17 protein-coding genes and 1 pseudogene are annotated in these 22,541 nt (G+C 35.3%); 14 read left to right on the top strand and 4 right to left on the bottom strand.

Translation table 11 applies throughout. The annotated features are described in order from the left end of the window. Positions 1-230 precede the first annotated feature (230 nt). Positions 231-632: a hypothetical protein gene (locus AS034_RS02045; protein ID WP_058297322.1), complete on the top strand. Its 402-nt coding sequence runs from the start codon at positions 231-233 to the stop codon at positions 630-632. A 346-nt stretch (positions 633-978) separates the two neighbouring features. Here the strand turns inward: AS034_RS02045 and AS034_RS02035 are convergent, their stop codons facing one another. After that, the gene (locus tag AS034_RS02035) at positions 979-1,230 is read right to left on the bottom strand and encodes a helix-turn-helix domain-containing protein (protein ID WP_058297320.1); all 252 of its coding nucleotides are present in this window, start codon (positions 1,228-1,230) and stop codon (positions 979-981) included. A 259-nt stretch (positions 1,231-1,489) separates the two neighbouring features. On the opposite strand from AS034_RS02035, the gene AS034_RS02030 reads away from it, so the two are divergent. The 3 genes and pseudogenes from AS034_RS02030 (at position 1,490) to AS034_RS02015 (ending at position 2,688) form a co-directional block, all read left to right on the top strand. Then, positions 1,490-1,822 carry a nucleoside triphosphate pyrophosphohydrolase gene (locus AS034_RS02030; protein WP_058297319.1) on the top strand — a complete coding sequence of 111 codons (333 nt, stop codon included), beginning with the start codon at positions 1,490-1,492 and terminating at the stop codon, positions 1,820-1,822. Between the two features lie 56 nt (positions 1,823-1,878). Further along, a pseudogene (locus tag AS034_RS23450) lies at positions 1,879-2,395 on the top strand (phosphorothioated DNA-binding restriction endonuclease); the annotation flags it as partial. Between the two features lie 47 nt (positions 2,396-2,442). Continuing rightward, the gene (locus tag AS034_RS02015) at positions 2,443-2,688 is read left to right on the top strand and encodes a DUF3006 family protein (protein ID WP_058297316.1); all 246 of its coding nucleotides are present in this window, start codon (positions 2,443-2,445) and stop codon (positions 2,686-2,688) included. A 157-nt stretch (positions 2,689-2,845) separates the two neighbouring features. On the opposite strand, the gene AS034_RS02010 is transcribed toward AS034_RS02015, so the two are convergent. Next, complete coding sequence (locus AS034_RS02010) at positions 2,846-3,487, bottom strand: DUF4276 family protein (protein ID WP_162266016.1); 642 nt, start codon at positions 3,485-3,487, stop codon at positions 2,846-2,848. Positions 3,488-3,495: 8 nt separating this feature from the next. Then, on the bottom strand, positions 3,496-4,596 hold the full coding sequence (locus tag AS034_RS02005; protein ID WP_058297314.1) for an AAA family ATPase: 1,101 nt from the start codon (positions 4,594-4,596) through the stop codon (positions 3,496-3,498). A gap of 297 nt (positions 4,597-4,893) precedes the next feature. Between AS034_RS02005 and AS034_RS02000 the strand changes: the two genes are divergently transcribed. From AS034_RS02000 to AS034_RS01965, 8 genes are all read left to right on the top strand, one after another. Then, the gene (locus AS034_RS02000; protein ID WP_141687646.1) at positions 4,894-5,247 is read left to right on the top strand and encodes a hypothetical protein; all 354 of its coding nucleotides are present in this window, start codon (positions 4,894-4,896) and stop codon (positions 5,245-5,247) included. A gap of 90 nt (positions 5,248-5,337) precedes the next feature. Then, entirely contained in the window at positions 5,338-5,541 is a 204-nt protein-coding gene (locus AS034_RS01995; RefSeq protein WP_058297312.1) for a hypothetical protein, read from the top strand. Positions 5,542-6,081: 540 nt separating this feature from the next. Next, on the top strand, positions 6,082-6,315 hold the full coding sequence (locus tag AS034_RS01990) for a helix-turn-helix domain-containing protein (protein WP_058297311.1): 234 nt from the start codon (positions 6,082-6,084) through the stop codon (positions 6,313-6,315). A gap of 35 nt (positions 6,316-6,350) precedes the next feature. Continuing rightward, positions 6,351-8,474 carry a type I restriction-modification system subunit M gene (locus AS034_RS01985; protein ID WP_058297310.1) on the top strand — a complete coding sequence of 708 codons (2,124 nt, stop codon included), beginning with the start codon at positions 6,351-6,353 and terminating at the stop codon, positions 8,472-8,474. An 8-nt stretch (positions 8,475-8,482) separates the two neighbouring features. Then, positions 8,483-9,835, top strand: a complete 1,353-nt coding sequence (locus tag AS034_RS01980) for a restriction endonuclease subunit S (protein ID WP_162266015.1) — start codon at positions 8,483-8,485, stop codon at positions 9,833-9,835. Further along, the gene (locus AS034_RS01975) at positions 9,826-12,804 is read left to right on the top strand and encodes a type I restriction endonuclease subunit R (protein ID WP_058297308.1); all 2,979 of its coding nucleotides are present in this window, start codon (positions 9,826-9,828) and stop codon (positions 12,802-12,804) included. Before AS034_RS01980 ends, AS034_RS01975 begins: the two co-directional genes overlap by 10 nt. Before the next feature lie 784 nt (positions 12,805-13,588). Then, a complete protein-coding gene (locus AS034_RS01970; RefSeq protein ID WP_058297307.1) occupies positions 13,589-16,153 on the top strand; it encodes an MrcB family domain-containing protein in 2,565 nt (854 codons plus the stop codon). Positions 16,154-16,155: 2 nt separating this feature from the next. Continuing rightward, a complete protein-coding gene (locus AS034_RS01965) occupies positions 16,156-18,624 on the top strand; it encodes a restriction endonuclease-like protein (RefSeq protein WP_058297306.1) in 2,469 nt (822 codons plus the stop codon). A 130-nt stretch (positions 18,625-18,754) separates the two neighbouring features. Here AS034_RS01965 and AS034_RS01960 read toward each other — a convergent pair whose 3' ends face one another. Then, on the bottom strand, positions 18,755-19,102 hold the full coding sequence (locus tag AS034_RS01960; RefSeq protein ID WP_058297305.1) for a hypothetical protein: 348 nt from the start codon (positions 19,100-19,102) through the stop codon (positions 18,755-18,757). A 139-nt stretch (positions 19,103-19,241) separates the two neighbouring features. On the opposite strand from AS034_RS01960, the gene AS034_RS01955 reads away from it, so the two are divergent. Beyond that, entirely contained in the window at positions 19,242-19,925 is a 684-nt protein-coding gene (locus AS034_RS01955; protein ID WP_058297304.1) for a uracil-DNA glycosylase family protein, read from the top strand. 184 nt (positions 19,926-20,109) lie between these two features. Next, on the top strand, positions 20,110-22,200 hold the full coding sequence (locus tag AS034_RS01950) for a DUF262 and DUF1524 domain-containing protein (protein WP_058297303.1): 2,091 nt from the start codon (positions 20,110-20,112) through the stop codon (positions 22,198-22,200). Positions 22,201-22,541: the final 341 nt, after the last annotated feature.

Raw genomic sequence — 22,541 nt, 5'->3', positions numbered from 1 at the left:
GCTGGTTCCCAGATTCCTTATCGAATACACATCCAGAACCGGAAGGAACAATTGTCATTGAGTAGAACCACAGGGCTTGGCTTTATGATTTCGTTCTATTAAACTGTAAATAACTCATCCTATTGTAATTAATTTACAATAGCGAGAGCGCCGAAAGTCTAATCAATACTTAATGGAAAATATGAGCGTGATAATATCAGCAAAAATGATGATTGAAAGGAGACGGGTCAATGGCATTTTTTAGCAAATTATTCGGAAAAAGCAGAAGCCCTAAACAACCCAAAGGGAAAGATCCCAGCTACTTTTCTACTCTGGAACTTTTCATTATTTATAAAGGGGATGCTGATAGTGACAGTCATGAGGACGATGTGTATACAAAATTAGAAGATGAGTTTTGGGGGTATCGTTCTCTAGGCGAATCGGGTGTGATGTCATCCTACTGGGCCAAAGATTACGGTGTTCCTTTACCAGCTTTTCCTAAATACCCACTTATAGGAGTCTTTAAGCTTACCGCATATAAGGGAGTCAAAGAAGGGTATAAACATCCTCTTTTTATTTCATCTAATAAAGAAGAGGTGAAGAAATTTTTTGAAGAATATGAGAAAGAGAGGGAACAAGAGAACTTGAGTTAAATGGGATTTAAGGAAAATTGTGGCCTGCCCCCCCCAGTCGGTTACCGCTTTAACGCCGAGGGAGGAAAAGCCTTGAACTTCCAATTCAGTCAATTGATAACATGATAAGAAAAAGTAGGTGCTTACTTTGAATGTAAGATCCTACTTTTTCTCTTAGCCAACTTAATAACTTCCTTCACATCAGACCCTCTGTAAATAGTCGTCCTTCTAGTATGATCGGTAAAATAAATCTCCCCGTATTCCTGTTCACGGGTAAAGCCAAGAATCATAAAGTTGTAGGTTTGCTTTTCTTTGAATAGGATTAATTCTTGTTTGTTGATGTAAATCCCCCCAATTAACGAATAAGTCATTCTTTTTCTGGTTTCATCTCTTGATCTATTATATCAAATTCCTTAAAAATATAATCCATACTGATTCCTGTTTTGTTATATATGACGCATAATGTCAGTGCACTAGGGACGCTTTTTCCCCGCTCAATCTTGCTATAGCCTTCTTCTGACATATGGATTCCAGCGAATTCAGCCTGTGTCATTCCAAGTTCATATCTTCTCCGTTTTAAATATTCACCCGAAAATTTCGCGAAATCTTCTTTTGTCAAAGAATTCTCCCCTTTTTACAACCAATATCAAATGGGGAAAAACGAACTCTACGAACTGTAGTTTGAATTATTAAAAATTATGTAAAATAAACGAAGAATATTTTTTCATTATGTACTTATTGATAAGCATCTACTACTTGCCGTTAATTAATATGGGGTGCTTGTTGTTACTCGCTAAGGGGAATGTTCAAAAAGTGGGGGAGTATGCCACTATTAAAATGTTAAAATATAGATATTATAAAAACAGGAGGTCACTAACATGCCGACCTATAACAAGTTAGTCCGAGATAAAATACCTCAAATCATTGAAAGTAAAGGCAAGAAGATTTCCACAAAGGTCCTGAACGATGAAGACTATATAAAGTATTTAAAAGTAAAGGCTTATGAGGAACTAGACGAGTACTGTTCGGCTGAAACGGATGGAGAAGCAGTGGAAGAGCTTGCTGATTTGTTGGAAATTATCCGGGCTTTGGCCAAGCAGCATGGATCTTCTATAGAGGAAGTGGAAGCAGTGCGGATAGAAAAGGCTGAGAAGCGTGGGGGATTTGAGGAGAAGGTGTTTTTGATTAGAGTGGAGGATTATTTCCAATGATTTTGTAACTCATCTATTACATAGGAAAAATAAATTTCTAAGCAAGGTGGAAATCAATGAACAGCGCTGAATTAAAAGATAGAATCAACAACCTGTCCATATGGAAAAAAGGGGACCAGAGAGCCCCGCATAAACCTTTATTAATTTTATTTGCATTGGGACAGCTTCAAGCTGACAAACCCAGATTCATAAGTTATGAAGTTACAAGGGAGAAGCTGACGGAGCTGTTGAGGGAAATTTGGTCCGCTCAGGAAATCCTATTATCCTGAAGAACTTTTTGTACGTTTGAGAAGAGACGGGATATGGCTTCTGGATAAAGAAGCCAATGCAGAGAGTCCAAGTAATCGTTCAGTTACTGGCGATGGGATTGCAGGGGGATTCACCCCGGAAGTTAATCAACTTCTAAAAAATGACTCGAGGCTCGTACAGGAGGTTGCCCATATCATATAGGATAGTCAATTTCCTTAAACAATCCACCAGGACATACTGGATGCGCTTGGACTGGATTTTACCATTTATACAAAAAATAAAAGAGATCCTAAATTTAGGGAGAAGATCCTCAGGGCTTATGGGTAATGAGGATGCTGCAGCACTCTACAATTCTAAAGGTGTGAAAGTTGATGAAATGCCTTAAATATACATTGGATCGTTTTGAAGGAGACAAAGCAGTATTACTCATAAAAGGTGATGAAACGGTAGAAGAAATTATTTCGAAAAAGAGTATACTGCATACTAAAGAAGGAAATATATATGAAAAATGTTTTTCGAACGATTACAAAGTATTCAAGGTGCACTACCTAGAAAAAGAAACAATAAATACTCGGAAAAGATCCTTAGAAATATTGAACAGGATAAAGGAAAAATAAAAGTCACCAGAATTTTAATCAAGTATAATAAAAATGGTCAGTGGCTGAATTGCCATTGACCATTTTTATTAAAACCATTTTAGTGTAGATTTAATTTCTATACACTCTATATAATTTTTTTGAAATAATCTACTAAAATGCGGTTTAAGATATATTTTTATATTTTTTCGATATAACTTATCCATTCATTAAAGTGTGGACATTGATCTCTTATTTTATCTAATCCAATATTCTGTACTGCAATTGGACCATGTAATGGCTTTTCATAATTATCTAGTTCTGAAAGTATTCTTTTGGAGGGAGCTGTTTGAGGTGAATTATTAATGAGTTCTGGCGAATCATATTGTAAAGCTATTCTATTTAACCTCTCCAACTTTCTTGTACTAAAGAAACCAGTTAATGAATGTGCATCACAGAATATCAAACTTTCAAATTCATGAAGCATAATAAAAGGTAAAAATTTATCATTATTTATATGCCTGGCGAATTCGGTTTCAAGATGATTTACTTTATCATAGCAATTACTATCTGGAGTTGAACCATATCCGGGGAAATTGGAAGGCAAGCCATAATAATCAATTAATGTAGTAATCAAATCAAAATGAGAAGATTTTAAGAGACGAGTTATATCTCGGTTTACCTGATCGAAATCTGAAAAACCACCTCTATGCGCTCTTAAGTTTTTAACTTTTTTCGTACATACCATCGTAACATCCACAAAAATCTGTTTTTCTAAAAAGTAAGGTTTAAGAACTTTATTTACAAATGCTTCCTCAGTTTGCCCCTCTACTAACATCATTACATGTCTCATTGTCTTGGTCTACCTCCAAGCAGGTTTTTATCCCAAAGCTCTCCTAACGAATAATCTTCAAACCAATCCTCTAATTGTTCTTTATCTAAACGATTAAACTTTGATACATTATTAATATAATCAACTACAATGATATCCTCTGGATCGAAATTGTCCATTAATGCCAGAGATTGTGTGGAAATAATTATTTGGGTCTTTTTTGAGACGCTTTGGAAAAGTGAAGAAAGAACATTTATAGCAAAGGGATGTAAACCAAGTTCTGGTTCATCTAAGATAATCGTACTTGGTAAGTTAGGTTGTAAGAGTAAGACAGATATACATATAAATCTAAGGGTCCCATCTGACAACTGACTTACATCAAAATAATCATCTGACTTCTCGTTAAACCATTTTAATCGTATTTTACTCTCATCTAATTTGGATGGAGAAAGATTAAAACCTTTTATAAAAGGAGCAACTAATTGTACAGTTTGAAGTATAGCTTTATAATTTTCTGGATGCTTTTCTTTTAATAAATATAGAAAGCTTGCTAAGTTTGATGCATCTTCTCTAAAATAGTTATTATCTTCTACATAGCAAGTTTGTTTCATCTTGGAAGTGTCACTAGTATCATGGAAATGGTATACTTTCCACTGTCTTAAGTTTCTAATAATATGGTCTGCTATTACTGTCCTGTGAGGATTCCTTTTCGATTCTTCGAGAAGTTGTGTTTCAACATGACCAGAACCCAAGCTGTTAATTAATGGATTATCATAGCCTTCTCCTAAAAAGCCTAGCTCTTCTGATGAAAAGTATAGTTTAGAATCATCTGTTATTTTCCAGTTTACGCGGTAAGAGTTTTGTCCAAAGTATAAACTAAAATAAATATTCTCAGTTTCTTTAGTTCCAAAGTAAAACAAAGTGTTAGCTCCACCTGATTTTATAACAGCATTTTGGAAATTTTCATTCACTACGTTATTTAATATCTTAAAAAAAGAAATGAAATTTGACTTTCCGGCACCATTAGCTCCTATTAAAACGTTTAAAGGTGCTAGTTTAATATCCAGGTCTTTGATTGATTTAAATCCTTTAATAATTACCCTATCAAGTTTTTTCAAATTTCCTCCCCCTTTATCTTATTTTCATTATCACCATTATACTTTAGTTTTAGATTCTTCATATACAATTTTTGTTATTTTCCCCTTCTATAAATATCAGTTCTAATACACGAAAATGCTCGGGCCTTAATACGGCAGAAATAAATGGTAGATCTTTAGAAATAAGATCGATTAAAAGCTCTTCCTCAACCTTGTTAGCTTTATTCCGTAAAAGGTCCAGTTAATGGAAGAAAGTTGTTGAGTTTTTGTGATTTTTTTGAAATAATTGTAATGAAAAGAAGTGATGGGGACTTATATATGGTGAAAAAACAAGCAACGATTGATCAGTACTTAATTTCAAATTGTCTATTCATTATTGATGAATTTAACGAACGATTTAATTATGTAAATGATAAAAGTGAATTAAAGGATATTGCAGACTCAGGATTTAGTGAAGCTGATTTAACTGTTCGATTAGGTTATCCATTTAGACAGATGGCAAAATTTAATATGCAGGGACCTGACACTAGAGATATTATTGTTGATTCAAAAGATTTCTTAATTGAAGTAAAGTTTCTCCGCAATTTTCAAAGGGGTGGGGGAAAAGCAAATAAAATTACATGGAAGGAAATAAAAAAAGATTTTGATTGGTTATATACTGAGATAAGCTAAGGTAATAAAGGAACACGGGCATTTATTATTGGCTGGTTTAATGCTGTAGATAGATTGAGTCAAATAGTCCAGTTAGGAAAAGGTAAAGGAATGGTACCAGATATTGATGAAGATAAAATGAAGTATTTTCCTTTTTTAAATAGAACCGGACAGAAGACAAAAGATATTTTCTATATGTATCCTTACGCCTATGAGCCGATACCAATACGAATTCCAGGATATGCAGGTAAGGGTGCAAATTGTATGTTTTTTGGCAAGGAAAAGGATAAATTCCACATGGCTTTATATTGGTAAGTGTGTAAGTGCATTTTCAGAAAAATATTTAAGTAATCAGTCTCTGATGAAGCATATTGTTGTATTCTTTAAATATCGTGGCAGTTTAGCTTAACAAGTAAAAAGAAATTTTTGAACATAAGACAAATGGAAGTCGCATTCCTTTTAGTGAAGAACACAAAAAAGCAAATGACGCTTTCCTTGCAGGATTTTTAGCTCCAATAGGTGGTCATATAAAAGGCGATTAAATAAATGAGCCTCAAACTGGCACGTCAGTGCGTGGCGTTGATAAAGTTAAAATAGCTTGTAATCAATAGGTTTAGTGAATTATAAGTTGAAAATGAAGTTAGGTTATGTTCCCTCAAACTGTTTTGTTTGGGGGCTTATTTATTATGAGGGTCTTATTATATGCAAAAATAGCTATTACCATTTACACAAAGTTGCAAAGTATAGTTGAAAAAATTCGATAAATCGAAAAAACGATTGACATGTCGAAATAAAACTAATAAGTTTAATATGGATTAATAGTGTGTTTTATATCGAATTATTGCGAGGTGCGATATGAATATCAATTATAAAGGGTTATGGAAGATACTTATTGATAGAGATATGAGTAAATCTGACCTTCGTAGTACAACGGGTATTGCTGCAAGTACTTTTACAAGGATGTATAAGAATGAATATGTGTCGTTAGAAGTCTTGGCGCGTATTTGTATAGCACTCAAATGTCAACTTAGTGATATTGTAGAAGTCGAGCTATGCCCTGAGGATGATGTGAAATCAAAAGATATGTAATTAACTAAATAGACGCAAATTTTTAGGAGGACAACATGACAAAATCTAACTTTACTAAAGTAATGCTTGATGAAACCTCTATGAATGTAAATAAAGAGGTTAGCTTGGTTTTTTCTATTGCAAATACACTAAGAGGTACATATAAATCGGATAAATATAAAGATGTAATTATTCCTATGATTATAATACGCCGTATAGAGTGTGCTCTGGCTTCAACAAAAGACAAGGTTGTAGAATTGTTTGAAAAAAATCCAAATACTCCAAGTAGAATTTTAGAACGTGCTTCGGGCTTTAAATTTTATAATACGAGTAGATATACATTAAAAGAGTTATTGAATGATTCACATAATATTGCTACCAACTTTAACAGCTATATAGAAAGTTTTTCCTCCAATATACAAGAAATTATTCGTAGTCTAGATTTTGAAAAAGAGATAATGAAAATGGATAAAAATAACCGTCTCCTGGGTGTTGTTAAGAAGTTTTCAGAATTGGACTTAGATCCAGAAACTATAGATGGAATAAAAATGGGTTATATGTTTGAAGAGATAATTCAAAGATTTTCTGAAAATGCTGAAGCCGGTGACCACTATACACCTCGTGAGGTAATCCGACTATTGGTTAATATTATGTTAGCAGAGGGCTGTGACGATTTATTTAATGAGGGAAAAATCACTACAGTTTTGGATATGGCATGCGGTACAGGCGGAATGCTATCAACTACTTATGATTTTGTTAAACGGATGAACTCGGATGCTGATATAAGATTGTTTGGACAGGAGATAAATCCAGAATCTTATGCGATATGTTTGGCAGATATGCTTATCAAGGGCCAAAATGCAGAGAACATTCGCTTTCAGGACACAATGAAAAATGATTGCTTCGATGACCAGTCGATGCGAATTGTCATTGCAAATCCTCCATTTGGTACACCATGGGGAGGTAAAGATGCGGCTGATGGTGTGGAGAAAGCAGTTAAAGAAGAGTTCAAGAGAAAAAATGGACGTTTTTCAGCAGGGCTTCCATCAACTGGGGATATGCAATTGCTATTTATGCAACATGCTATCTATAAAATGGATGAAAATTTTGGACGTGCTGCTATTATCACTAATGGTTCACCGCTCTTTAGTGGGAACACTACAAGTGGCGAAAGTCAAATTCGTAGATATATGCTTGAGAATGACTTGATAGAGGCTATCATCGCCCTGCCTAGTGACTTATTTTACAATACTAATATTAGTATATACGCATTTATTCTTTCAAAGAACAAGCGTCCTGAACGTAAAGGTAAGGTACAACTAATTAATGCAGTTGATTTTTGGAAGCCACTCAAAAAGTCATTGGGTAAAAAGCGAAAAGAGATATCACGTGAGGATATTAAAACAATAACTGAGATTTATGCCTCCTTTAAACCTGGGCCAAACTGTAAGGTATTAAAAAACGAAGAGTTTATGTATAAAGAATATGCTGTTTACCAGCCATTACAAAGAACAGGTAGTATCTCTATAGAGAACATTGACCGATTAAAAAATAGTCCCTTCTTTACTTCAAATGCACATATCTTTAATGAAACAGATTTTGAGGTACTATCTGAGATGAATCCTCGTTCTGCTGCTGACGAAAAGAAGTTCAAAAAACATCAAAAAGGTAAGAAGTTTACAGAGGAAGTTATTACAATATTAAGCCAAAACGCATCTGAGGAGATTTATAAGAACTTTTCAGATTTTGAGAGGCTATTGAAGAAAATTCTGAATGAAGTCGAGGGAATTACACCTAGCCGTCTTCGTGGAATTGCAATGGAGCTTTCAGTTATGGATAAAACAGCAGTCATACAAAAGGATAGCAAGGGAAGAGTGCTATATGACCCTTCTACAAAAGATGTGGAGCTTGTAAAACTAACACAGGATATTGAGGAGTATTTTAAGACTGAAGTTTATCCTTATGTACCTGATGCCCATTTTGTATACGAATTTGATGAGAATAAAAAGGCAAGTGCTTCCAATAAGGAGAAGTTAGGGGCAGAGTTTTCTTTTACACGTTTTTTCTATAAGTACAAGGAGCCAGAAAAAGCAGAGAATCTGTTGAATCAATTCATAGAATTGGAAAAATCCCTTACTGGAAGAGTGGCTAATCTAATTGAAAGCGAGTTTTTAAAGTGATGGGCCAAATGAAACCTAGCGATAGCATTTGGATTAACAATATACCTTCTGAATGGGATATGTATAGATTAAAGTTTTTAATCGATAAGCGTGATAATGGAGCTTGGGGAGAAGAGGAAACAAATAATAGTAATGATGTAATATGTATTCGAGTTGCAGATTTTGATTACCAAAATTCGTCAATTAAAAACAATGATTTTACTTATAGGAATTACGACAAAGCAACAATTAAGAAATTGCAACTTGAAAAAGGAGATATTTTAATTGAAAAGTCTGGTGGTGGTGAAAAAACACCAGTGGGACGGACCGTGATCTTTAATGAAGATTTTGATGCGTTATTCTCAAACTTCGTTGAAAGACTCAGGACAAATAGATTAGTTGTGCCGGGTTATTTACAATTTTTGTTCGTTGCTATGTATCAAGATGATATAACCAAGCAATATATTAAGCAAACTACAGGAATTCAAAACTTAGATTTAACATCTTTACTTGCCAATGAAAAATTCTGTGTGCCCTCTTTATCTGAACAACAAGTCATTGCTAAATTCCTTGAATCCGAATGTTCGAAAATTAATTCTATAATTAACGATATGGAACGGCAGGTAGAGATCTTAAATCAACATAAAAAGTCTCTTATAACTGAAACGGTGACAAAAGGGTTGGATAAGACTGTACAAATGAAAACTAGTGAAGTCGAATGGATTGGTCATATACCAGAGCATTGGGAAATTAAACGACTTAAATATCATCTTGATTCAGTAGAAAGCGGCACTAGTGTAAATGCTGCGAATTTCCCTGCAGAAGTTTGGGAATATGGTGTTTTGAAAACAAGCTGTGTATATCATGATAGATTTTCGCCTAGTGAAAACAAAAAAGTAAATGATGATGAAATTGATCTTGTTAGTTGTCGTGTAAAAAAAGATAGATTAATTGTGAGTCGTATGAATACTCCAGAATGGGTAGGGGCATGTGGTTATGTTGATGAAAATTATAATAATTTGTTTTTACCAGACCGTCTTTGGCAAGTGAAGTTCAAGGAAAATATTGTCTGTAAATACGCTTGGTATTATTTGACATCAATAGGGGTTAGGAACTGGATCGGTGTAATTGCAACAGGCTCTAGTAACAGTATGAAAAATATTTCTCAAACACAGTTTGGTGATTTGCCATTTATCTCTCCTATATACGACGAACAACATGAAATAGTAAAATTTCTAGATGACAGATGTTCAAAGATCGATGCAATTCTAGGTGAGAAGCAACAATCAATTGAAACCATGAAGCAGTATAAGAAGTCCCTCATTTTTGAATATGTAACAGGAAAAAAACGATTAAAGGAGGTTGAAGAAGCATGCCAGTAACAGCAAATCAGTTGCGAGAAAAAGAAGATTATCAACAATTAATTTTAGAACGACTAAAAGAGGATAATGGCTACCTTATCCGCCCTGCAGTAAAATACAACCCTAGATTGGCAATTGATACCGAAGTGTTACTTCAGTTTTTGGAAAACACACAACCGGATGTAATGGAAAGGTTGAGAAAGTTTTACAAAAACAAAACTGAACAGACTATTATAAACTTTATCAATCAAGAAATTAATAAGTCTAGTAGAAGTTTGATTGATGTCCTAAAAAATGGCGTGGAATTTGATAATGGTGCAACACTACAACTAATGTTTCGTCAGCCAGCAACTTCTTTTAATCAGAAGGCAACGGGACTATATAACGCAAATATCCTGTCTGTTATGGAGGAGGTCTATCATAAAGAGGACGAGCGTATAGATCTGGTTATATTCCTAAATGGACTTGCTATATTTGCTGTTGAGCTAAAGTGTAATACCTCGGGTCAAAATTATGAGGATGCTATTAAGCAATTTAAGGAAGAACGTGATCATAACACTCGCCTGTTTAAATTCAAATCCGGTTGTTTAACTAGCTTTGCGATGGACTTAAAGGAAGTCTTTATGTGCACCGAGCTAAAAGGAATGTCCTCATTCTTCCGTCCATTTAACAAAGGATCTGAAGATTACGGCAGAGGAAACCCGCATAATAAGAACGGAATCAACGTTTCTTATATGTGGGAGGATATTTGGAAAAAGGATAAGATCATTTTTCTGATTGAGCGCTTTATTTTTGTGGAGCAAAAAGAAACTAAGGATCCTGACACAGGTAAAAAAAGTTACTCAGAAAGTTTGATATTTCCACGTTACCATCAGCTTCGGTGCATAGAAAAATTGATGGATGATATGATTGAAAACCGCTCAAGTAGTAATTATTTAATTGAACATTCGGCGGGTTCTGGCAAAACAAATACCATAGCCTGGTTAGCTCATATACTTTCATCCCTGTATGACCGTTCTGAGAAGAACATTTTCGATACTATTCTAATCATTACTGATAGAATTATTGTGGATAGACAGTTGCAAGATGCAGTGTCAGGAATTGATCATAAATTGGGTCAAATTAAGGTTATGGATGATAAATGTACATCCACAGATTTAGCCGATGCACTGGCGGGAAATACAAAGATAGTCGTAACAACAATTCATAAATTTTACTATATTTTAGAGCAAAATTTGTTAGGGCATATGGGAAATAAGAGCTTTGCAGTTCTAATAGATGAAGCACACTCCTCTACAGGTGGTACTTTAATGAATGCTGTAACCACTGTGCTTTCAGGTGGAGAAACTGATGATGAAATAACAGAAGAAGATAAAATTCTTGATGAAATACAAAAGTGTGGTAAACAGGAAAATGTTTCAATGATTGCTTTTACAGCAACGCCAAAACCTGAGACTATTCAACTGTTTGGAACACTGAACGAACATGGGCAAAAAAGCGCCTTCGATCTGTATCCAATGAAGCAGGCCATTGAAGAAGGATATATCTTGAATGTGTTGAACAATTATGTGACATGGAAAACATATTTTCATTTAAATAAAAAGATTGAGGAAGATCCAGAACTACATTCCATCGCTGCAAAGCGAAAGATCGCTAGATTTATCGACTTACATGATACTAACATTGCTCAGAAGATAGAAATAATTATTGAACATTTCAGAACAAACGTTGCTCATTTATTGGATGGGAAGGCAAAAGCGATGGTTGTAACATCTTCTCGTGAAGCGGCAGTCCGTTATAAGCAGGAATGTGAAAAATACATTATTTCTAATGGTTATACCGATATTCATGCTCTTGTTGCTTTTTCTGGAAAGGTGCCAATTGAGGGGGAAGACTATACAGAGCCGGTTATGAATGGTGTTAGCGAAGAAGAGTTGCGAGAGGAATTTGATAAAAGTAGTTATCAAGTGCTCCTTGTAGCAAATAAATATCAAACGGGTTTTGACCAGCCTAAGCTGGTGGCTATGTATGTGGATAAGAAGTTGCATAAAACTTCTGCTGTTCAAACATTATCTCGCCTAAATCGTATCTACCCTCCTTATGAAAAAACAACTTTCATTCTTGATTTTAAGAATGAATATGATGATATTAAAAGAGCTTTTGAGCCTTATTTTAAAGACACTATTTTGTTTGAAACAATTACTCCTTCAGATATTCGTCATGTAGAAAAGGCTATTGATGGATATGGTATTCTGGATGCGGATGACATAGATTTATTTAATACATATCTATATCAGGATAAGCGTACAAGTAAGGATAAGTCAAAAATGTGGTCACTTTTAGATAAGTCATTGAGGGAATTTGATCAAAAGGCAGAACTAGAGAAGGTTGAAGTTCGTGGAACAATTAAACAATTTTTGAAGGGTTATATCTTCTTGATTCAAGCTACTGCCTATGAAAATGTTACTTTGCATAAGAAATACAACTTTTTGTCTTATCTAATCAAGGAAATTAATGTTGGGGGAGGAGGTAATGATTTTGACGTCGCTGACAAAATTACTGTTAGTAGCTTTAGGCAAGAAAAAACTTTTGAAAATAAAACAGCCGATGTTAAATCTACTCCAGAAGTAAAACTCAAAAAACCTACACCTTCTAATCCAGAGGTTGTAAATAAGAAGTTATTGTCAGCAATAATAAATGAAATAAATTCTTTGTATGATAAAGATTATGAGCCGGATGTGGCATCAAAATCTGCAATGCAAATTCGAGATTTATTATTAAAAGATGGAAGATTAAGAGCGAGTGCTAAAAATAACCCAATTGATGATTTCAAATTCACCTATGAAGATAGCGTCGAAGATGCATTGGTGGCAGGGTACGAGCAAAACATGGATTTCTATACATTGTTACTTGAAAATGCAGAACTCCGGGAGCGGATTACCAATGTGTATATGGAAGAAATTTATAGGTTATTAAGAGAGGATAAATAGATCCAACCGGATGTTTCAGAGGATACCTTTGTGTGATCAATAGCTTTACTTAGCCCTTTATGTTTTTCTGTTTTAAGACATAAATAAAAAAGTGATTTTAGGATCTGACCCCCAGTCGGTTAACGCATTAACTCGCCGGGGGACAGTCCCCAAAATCCGTGCTCCTTTTGAGGATTGCTTGGTTGTATTGCATTAATAATGAGGAGTTCTAGATACACGGATATCTTGAACTTTTTTCTTTTCGACCACATCCCAACCTCCAACAAACTAGTTACGGGATAAAATCTCAAATGGTTTTGAAAAGACGAGGAAGAAATTTTTAACAGAAACTCTTACCGATGAATACTACATAAAGTACTTAAAAGAAAAAAGCTATGAAAAGCTAGAGGAGTATTGTGACGCTGAAACTGACGGGGAGGCAGTTGAAGAACTTGCTGATTTGTTAGAGGTCATCCATGCATTAGCTAGGCATTACGGGTCTTCGATTGATGAAGTAGAAGCTGTCTGTAAAGATAGAACTGAGAAGCGCGGCGGGTTCGAAGAAAAGATATTTTTGATTGAGGTAGAGGGTTGATTCATTTAATTTAATTTAATTGAAATAGTTTACCCTTCTTTTAGGATAGTGTGCTACAAGACTGACCTATATAGGAAAACGGCATACATCAATACGTTGTTTTAATAGGATATTGAAAAAATATTGAAGTCTTCTTCGCATACTGCAAGAAGGCTATTTTATATGGAAATTTTTTGCTAAACTAGAGAAAACGACGTTTAGGAGACACCTATGATAATAGAAATCTTAAAAGCAATGGCAGAACAAACTAAAATAATAGAAACCATATCACAGAAGAATAAAAACTTCATTAGAAAAATTGATGAAAAAGGTATTTATGTAGAGACGGAGTCATCATTTGAGAAGTTCCGGCGTGGAGAAAAGACGACTTCACTGGAGTTAATTTCCTATGAGTTTATTAAACAAGCATGGCAAGAATTTTCCTTTAAGCGGGTGGCTTCAAAAGAGGACTTTGTTAGAACACGGGGGAGAACTTCATTAATAATGTCATTTTTTGCAAAGCTTCCTTTTGTAAAGGTAGTAGAAAATGGACAAAAGACAGCGATTTCGTTTATAGAGTTTAAAACAGATGATTTGCCAAATGAGCACATCCACAAAGTAAAGACCTTTTTAGAGGAAATCATTGAGGGTACTTATCATCCCGAAAGATTAAGTGAACAACTAGAAGGTAATGAGTATCGAATCAAATCAAGAGCGCGCCAGGACTTAAGGTTGCTAGGCTTCCTAGATAAGAATCAACATCAAAACAAGGAGCTTATTAACAAATACATTCAATCTTCTAATAAGATTGATCTATTAAGGGAAGAAATTTTACATAAACAGTATTTTAGAATCGCACTTGAAATATTGGGTTTATTAGAAGATCATACAACAAATGAGAAAAAGAGAGTCTTGATTGAACTAGGAAAACTAATCGTAAGGAATTCACTTGGAAATAATTTGATGGTAGATAGTGTAGCCAAAGAAAGAACTACCAATCTTCTCAAATGGCTTCAATATGTAGATTTAATAGATGAAGAGTACACACCCAATATTCAAGTCAATACACTAAAGGAGCACCCTATGGTGAATACATTGATCCGTGAAAAACTCTTATATATCATGAATAACTATGTTTCAGCAAAGGCACAACCTTTCGGAGGGAACGCGCTTGGAGCTTATGTAAGGAATGATGTGCCTAAAGAATTTCAAAAGCTTCCTTGTTTGAATGATAAATATGTTGTTACTGGCTCTGTGGGTCAAGGTAACTGGGCATCTGTACCTTGGATTGCTATTATGAATAAAGAAATTACAACTTCTACACAAAGAGGCTATTATATCGTTTATTTATTCAGTGAAGATATGAGTAGACTTTATTTAACGTTAGCCCAGGGAGTAACAGAAACCACAAAAGAAGAGATGTTAAAGCGTAAGCAAGAGATACGAGATCACGTTGAAATGAGAGCTTCGATTAAGAAAGATAATGATTTATATCTAGGAGAGTCAAGTAAAGCAAAGGGGTATGCTCTATCAACTGCTGCTTACATTGAATATCAAAAAGATGAAATGCCCTCTGAAAGAGAGTTTGTGGAAGATTTAGAGAGTATGATTTCCTATTATGAGAGATACATTGTTTATTCTAAATCACAAGTCAATACAGAGGATTTGTTGCCGGAAGTTGAGGAAACCGCAGTCGAGTTTAGGAATGACAGTGAATTGGTTGAGCATATCCATTTTTATATTTCTACTAAAGGATTCTATTATGAACGGAGAGATATTAATAATTTATATCTTTCTTTAAAGACAAAGCCTTTTGTTATTCTCTCCGGTATCTCAGGAACTGGAAAAACAAAAATCGTCCAACTCTTTGCTGAGAGTCTAGGAGCAACCGCAGATAACGGACAATTCGCTTTAATCCCTGTCCGACCTGATTGGAGCGACGGATCAGATCTTATTGGCTACCGTGACATTAAAGGCGAATTTCAAGCAGGACCATTCACAAAGGTATTAATGGAGGCTAATAAACCCGAAAACAGGGATAAGCCTTATTTTGTATTGTTAGATGAGATGAATCTAGCCAGAGTGGAATACTACTTCAGTGATTTGCTGAGTGTTATGGAAAGCCGTGATCGTAAGGAAGGTGAGTTGGTCTCTGCTCCTGTGGTTGAGGAGATGGAAGTTGGCCGATTGCTGATGAGAGACAATCTATTTATCATTGGGACGGTTAATATGGATGAAACGACTCATCCATTCAGTCCGAAGGTTTTAGACCGTGCCAATACGATTGAATACAATGAGGTGGTTCTGGATCACTTTGGTTTCTTGAGTAAAGATTCTGTTGCTGAACCAATGCCTGTTTCGAATAAGCAGGTGGCTGGAAGGTTTCTGAATTTGAAGGATGCTTTTTTTGATCATGAAGATTTGGTTAAAAAGGTTACTAGTTTACTAGTTGAAGTGAATTCAATTTTAGAACCGATTAAGGCTCATTATGGTTACCGTGTTCGGAACGAGGTTTGTTTTTATATGATTTATAACGACGAAGGGCAACTGATGGCGTTTGATGAGGCGTTTGATTATCAGTTGCTTCAGAAGGTGCTTCCGCGGTTAACTGGTAATGATCTTAAAACGGAAGATGCACTGAAGAAGTTGTTCAGTTTTTGTACGAGTCATGAGTGGATGGATGAAGATGTCGAGTCGATTGTGAAAGAAGCTCGTTTCTCGAAATCAGCTAAAAAACTGTCTAATATGATACCAAAGATTATGCATGACGGCTTCACTTCTTTTTGGGGTAGTTAAGGATGAGTGGATCGGAGACGAAAGAGCTTCTGTACATTGAAACGGAGGATTTGTCGCTTTATATTAAGGGGACTCCATATAATGCCCGATTTGAGAGTCTTTCACAGTATCGAAAGCACTCTGTGATAGAGAAAGAGGCTATGAGGTTTAAGGTGAACGGGGAGAACATAGATTCAGTTGAACTTTATGATGTGGAGACGGATTCGCTTGAAGTCGAAGAGGGACATTCATATTCTCCTATTTTCTTTGAGAATGGCACTTATCAGCTTGTGATTTCCCCGAAGAATGATAAGGCATTAACATTTTATCATGAGCATCCGGGTTTAAGGAATGCTGTTGAGCCTGTTGGGAGAGGGAATAATCCGATTCTGATGGGGAACTTGCAGTTCATTAATGAAGTCGGATTCACGAGCTTTCAAGTGAAGCATAAGGGGAAGACATTAGTTGATGTTACACTTGAGATTTTCCCAACGAAGTTAAGTTATAAGGACGATTACCGTAAGCTGCTTGAAGAGGTGAATGATGAAGTCTATAATCTGGCCTTTCATTTTATTAAGAAGACGTTTTTAGGAGCCTCGAATCATTTGTCAGAGAATCCTTCGTTAACTGAGTTTTACCGGTTGATCGAGTTTTATTTCGAAAGTTTTATCAAGTCGATTCAGCGCATTGAGGAGCAGCCGCATCATCAGCTGCTGACAGAGCATCAGATGGTAAGAGGTGAGCGGATCAAGAAGCTGGATAGCAAGGGGAGAAAGCACTTACGCCGCAACCCTCGTTTATTTGTTGAAACGGAGAATGGTATGGTCCTGCATGATAAGCCTGTGTTCCCAGTGAAAGGCTTAAATGCTCGGAAAACGATTACCTACGATACGTTAGAGAATCGGTTTGTAAAGTGGATGATGGAGCGGCTAACACACAAGTTAGCGGATTTGGCTAAGAGGGTTGCCAGTCAGTCAGGCAGGTATGAGCGGGCGGTTGATGAGGAACTGCTGGGTAACATCATGTCCATGCAGAAGAAGTTAAAGGCTTATATGAACAAGCCGTTTTGGAAGAGTATCAGCTCCATTGATCGAACAGTGACGAGTATGGTGATTCAACGGAAGATTGGGTACCGGGATGTTTATAAGATTTATTTGGTGGTTACGAGAGGGCTGGCGTTAGAAGGCGAGCTGTTTAAGATGTCTGTGAAGGATGTAGCGACTCTTTATGAGTATTGGACGTATTTGAAGATGGGCCAGATCCTGCGGAAAAACTATGTATCGGAGTACCAGGACGTTGTGGCAATCCGTCACGGGTCTTTGTTTGTTGATCTGGACCAGTCATCAAATGCAAAACAGGTATTTACTCATCCTCAGACGGGCGAGCGGATTGTTCTTTCTTTTCAGAAGAGAGAAGGAAAGCTGCCTACGGTGACGCAGAAGCCTGATATTATGCTTGAAGTCGAGAAGAAGCATTCGCATAACAGATATCATTATGTGTTTGATGCGAAATATCGGATTGATTTCGGTTTTGGGACGGGTGATGCCGAGAAGGTCGGACCGCTTGAAGAGGACATCAATACGATGCACCGCTACCGGGATGCGCTGGTGAAGAAGCATGATCAGCGTGACAGCTATGAGCGATATTCCTTTGGAGCATATGTACTGTTCCCTTGGAATGAAGAGCAGGCTTATTTAGAGCATCCTTTTTATAAGAGTATTGATGAAGTGAATATTGGCGGGCTGCCGTTCCTGCCGAATTCAACCGTGTTGGTTGAGCGGTTAGTTGACCGGCTTGTTGAGAGTAATCCTGAGGATCTGCAGGAGGAGGGCGTCTTGCCGACTGGAGCATGGAATCACTGGGAGTCTTCGCTTGATGAGAAGGTGTTGGTAGGTACGGTGAATGATGCTAGGATGTATCGGGATTATAAGAGGGATGGATATTTCGAGTTGGATGCTGCTGGGCTAAGGAAAGGTTGGCAGAGTTCTGCGTATGTGGCGTTGTATGTGACTAGTGAGGTTAGTGCTGAGACTGAAGTTGCTAATGGGATTGAGTTTTATGGGCAAGTTCAAGATGTTAAGATACAAGGTCCTCGGGTGAGGTTTGAAGTTGAGAGTTGGCGTAAGCTGAAGCATGGGATTCGTCCGGTTGGTTATGGAATTCAGTCTCATATGTTGACGACGATTACTTTACTTGAGCAAGCTCAGGAGCTTCCGGAGTTGTTTATGAAGTCTGGTGAGGAGATTAAGTTGTGGCGGATGCTGCGTCGGCTATCTAGTAAGGTATTCACTAGCTTAGATGATACTTCTATTGATCGGGCTAGGAAGGTTCAGGCTTATCAGATTGGGCATGTTGAGGTGTTATTTAATTCAGTGAAAAAGCAGATTGAAGTTTTGCAGAATGATGAATTGTTAAATACTGTTTCATTAGACGTTTTACTAAAGTATCCTGCACAGGCGTTTAAGGTAATAAAGGAAAGTGTTTATAGGTAAAATGAAGTTTCTATTAATTAAGATTCGGATTCTTCCGGATCTTATAGTTATTACTTGAATTTAAAGGAAAGATCTTTATCAACCTGCCCTTGCCAATGGGGCAGGTTATACTATGTAGTTAATTTTTTTATCAATCTGCTGGAAGTGAAATATCATTCATATAACAATAAGCCACCGCCTGGCCGATACCAAATCTTCTTAACAGACTCTGCTCATTTTCTTGGAAATTCTTTAACAATTCGGAAGTAACCTCTTTACCATCGAACCTTTTTCTACCGGCATCACTACCCTCCTCAATGATCATCCATTTGATAGGCTCAAATGCACAAACCACTTTACCTCGATTAATGCCAATCACATATTTAATATGAGTGAGTCTAGCCTTATTAATTTTCCAGTTTCCTCGTGCTGCTTCGTAAAAATTTTTCCCATCTTTAAGGCCATTATGTATTTTTAAGATTAGTATTTCTTCCTTCACTTTCAACTCCCCTTTTTAAATGAACTTAAATAATATTGAGTTAATCATAAACCTACAAAAACTCCAAAACAAGGAGTAAAAAGGATATTTAATGTTTTTGTAGAATGTTTGGTTATATGGAATATATTGGGGTGATGAAATGGATAGAATTCTTCAATTACATTACAAATTTTTTGAAAATATACAAAGTGATTTAGAAATAAGAGAGCTTCTACAGAGCGAAAACATAACAGTACTAGATGGCTTCTATAAAAATTTTGAATTAGTTAGTAACTACTACAAATTGGTTTATTCATCTGAAGCATCAAGAATTGTTCTCTGTGGGATTAATCCAGGAAGAAATGGTGCTGGTAAGACAGGCATACCTTTTCTGGACTTTGAGTCAGTTTCAAGTCTAGTACCAAACATTAATAGAAGTGATAAAGAACAGAGTGCACAATTTATTAAGTCTATAATCGATGAATTAGGAAATAAAACGTATTTTAATGCCGTTCACATGACCAATCTATCATGGTTTGGATTTGTGAAAAATAATAAAAACCTTAATTATTATGACTTACCTGATCCATTACCCGCTCTCTTTACTGAGTCATTCATTTCGGAAATGAATATTGTAAAACCTAAGATCATTGTCCCATTAAGCCAAAGAGTAGAAAAGACATTGAAACAAATGCAAAAAGCAGGAAAATTACAATATCCAGTATCATCCCGGTTACCACATCCATATTATTGTTCAATTGGGCAAAATGCAATTAAGTATAAAGAAGTCTATGTAAAAATGATAAATGAACTTAGGGAAGACAAGGCTAATGTTTTATTATAATTCGCTTAATTATGTTTGTATATAAGTTGACTGGCAGTTGAGAAGTCGCAATTAAAGGGCTTCTCTTTTTGGTGTATATGGATTAGGGACTTTTACTAAACTGAAATTTTCACTTATTTGAAAATTAATGATTTTTATTTGTTAAAATTATAGGAAATAGATTCTAAAAAAGGGTGATTTTAAAATGAAAGCTTCTGAAACTAACTTCTTGAAATTTCTTCAAGGTCCAAAGCAATTTATTATTCCGATTTATCAGAGGAAATATAGTTGGACATTGGAGCAGTGCAGACAGCTTTGGAATGATATTATTCGTGCCTCAAACGATGATGAGATAAAGGGACATTTCGTAGGTTCTGTAGTTTACATAGAAAAAGGTTTGTACCAGATTTCTGCTGTACCCCAATTACTCGTTATTGACGGACAGCAACGTATGACAACTTTAACCTTATTGTTGTTAGCACTTGGTAAAGCCATAAAAAGCAATGAAGAGATTCATGAGATTACAAGTAAAAAAATTAAGAATAGGTATCTTGTAAATAATGATGAAGAGGATGATCTGTATCATAAAATGTTGTTAACTAAATCCGATAAAGAAACGTTACTAAGTTTAATTGAAGATAGAGATTTACCGGACGAATATTCAACTAGGGTCTTTGAGAACTTTCGATTTTTTATTGATCAAATATATAAAAGCGGAATTAATTTAAACAAACTTTATCATGGTATAAATAAACTTATTGTCGTTGATATCTCTCTTGATCGAGATCATGATAATCCACAATTAATATTTGAAAGTTTAAACTCGACAGGACTTGAGTTATCTCAAGCTGATTTAATTCGAAATTACGTGTTAATGAAACTTGAACCAAAGGAACAGGAGTTGCTTTATAAGAATTATTGGTACCCAATGGAGAAGGGATTTGGTAATTATAACGAATCTTCTATATTTGATAGATTTATGCGTGATTATCTAACTTTAAAAACCGGGCGCATACCTAATATTAAGAAAGTGTATTCTGAGTTTAAAGAGTACGCTTCTAGGCAAAATGATTCTACTATAGAAGACATTTTAAGAGATATCTACAAATACTCTAAATACTTTGTTCGCTTAGCTTTTCAGACAGAAAGAGATCAGGAAATAAACGATATACTAAAAGATATTAATTCTTTAAAGGTTGATGTATCCTATCCGTTCTTGCTTGAAGTTTATGATGATTATAATAATCAAATCTTAACCAAGGATAACTTTCTATCAATTTTAAAATTAGTAGAGTCATATGTATTCCGCAGAGCGATATGTGGAATTCCTACAAATTCACTAAATAAAACATTTTCAACGTTAAGCAAGGAATTGGATAATGATAAGTACGTGGAGAGTATGCAGGCAGCTTTTATACTTAAAGATTCATATAAAAGGTTTCCGGACAATGATGAATTTACAAGGGAACTAAAGGTAAAGGATATTTATAACTTTAGAAATCGTAATTATATACTTAGAAAGCTTGAGAACGAGAATAGAAAAGAAATCGTAAATATTGAAGCTTACACAATAGAACATATAATGCCACAAAATAAAAACTTGTCAGATGAGTGGAGAGAGCAACTTGGCGAAGATTGGGAAAACATTCAAAAGAAATATCTTCATACATTAGGGAATCTTACACTTACCAGGTATAACTCTGAATTAAGTGATAGACCGTTCATTATTAAAAGAGACATAGAGGGTGGATTTGCAGATAGTCCGCTACGTTTAAATAAAGGTTTGGGTCAGCTTGAAGAATGGAATGAAGAAGAAATTATAAAAAGAGGAAAAAGACTAGTAGAAAAAGCCATTTCAATTTGGGGGTATCCTGAACTATCAAATCAAGAACTAGCAGCTTATAAGAAAAAACCACATGAAAAGGATAATGTTACTTATACAATCAATGATTATAGTGAATTAACTGGCGAAATACTAGAATTGTTTGAGGAATTAAGAAAAAGAATTTGCAATTTAGATACTTCTGTAAGAGAAGAATATAAAAAACTATATATTGCGTATAAAATCACTACTAACTTTGTAGACATTGTGCCTCAAAAAAGCAGACTTCGATTAAGTTTAAATATGGCTTTTGACGAAATACACGATCCGAAAGGACTTTGTAGAGATGTTACCAATTTAGGAAGGTGGGGGAATGGTGACGTTGAATTAGGTGCATCAAGTTTTAACGATATTGATGATGCTATGGATCTGATCAAGCAATCCTTTGAGAAACATAGGGAAGAAAGGGAGTAGGTAGATGTTTTGGGACATGTTAATACTAATTACTTCTTTTTTTGGAGGAGCATTAGGTACCTTTGGTATATTAAAGTTCTTTCCTACTTTACTAACAAACCTTTTATCTGAGGTGCACCAACAAAAAAATAGAGTATTATTAGAAGATATCAAAAAATGTACATCAAATTCAGCTTGAATTTTTAAGGAACGACTTTAATGTTAAGTTAGAAGATGTCCGGTTAAATTCACAAAAAATGGTCGAGGATCATAAAAATCATTTGCAAGACGTTGCAAGATACTCTGAATATCAATTTAAACTTTATAATGAATTATGGGCAAGTTTATATGATTTAAGTATG

The organism is [Bacillus] enclensis, from assembly GCF_001456935.1.
GTDB lineage: Bacteria > Bacillota > Bacilli > Bacillales > Bacillaceae_B > Rossellomorea > Rossellomorea enclensis.
This window is presented reverse-complemented; position numbering and strand designations above follow the sequence as displayed.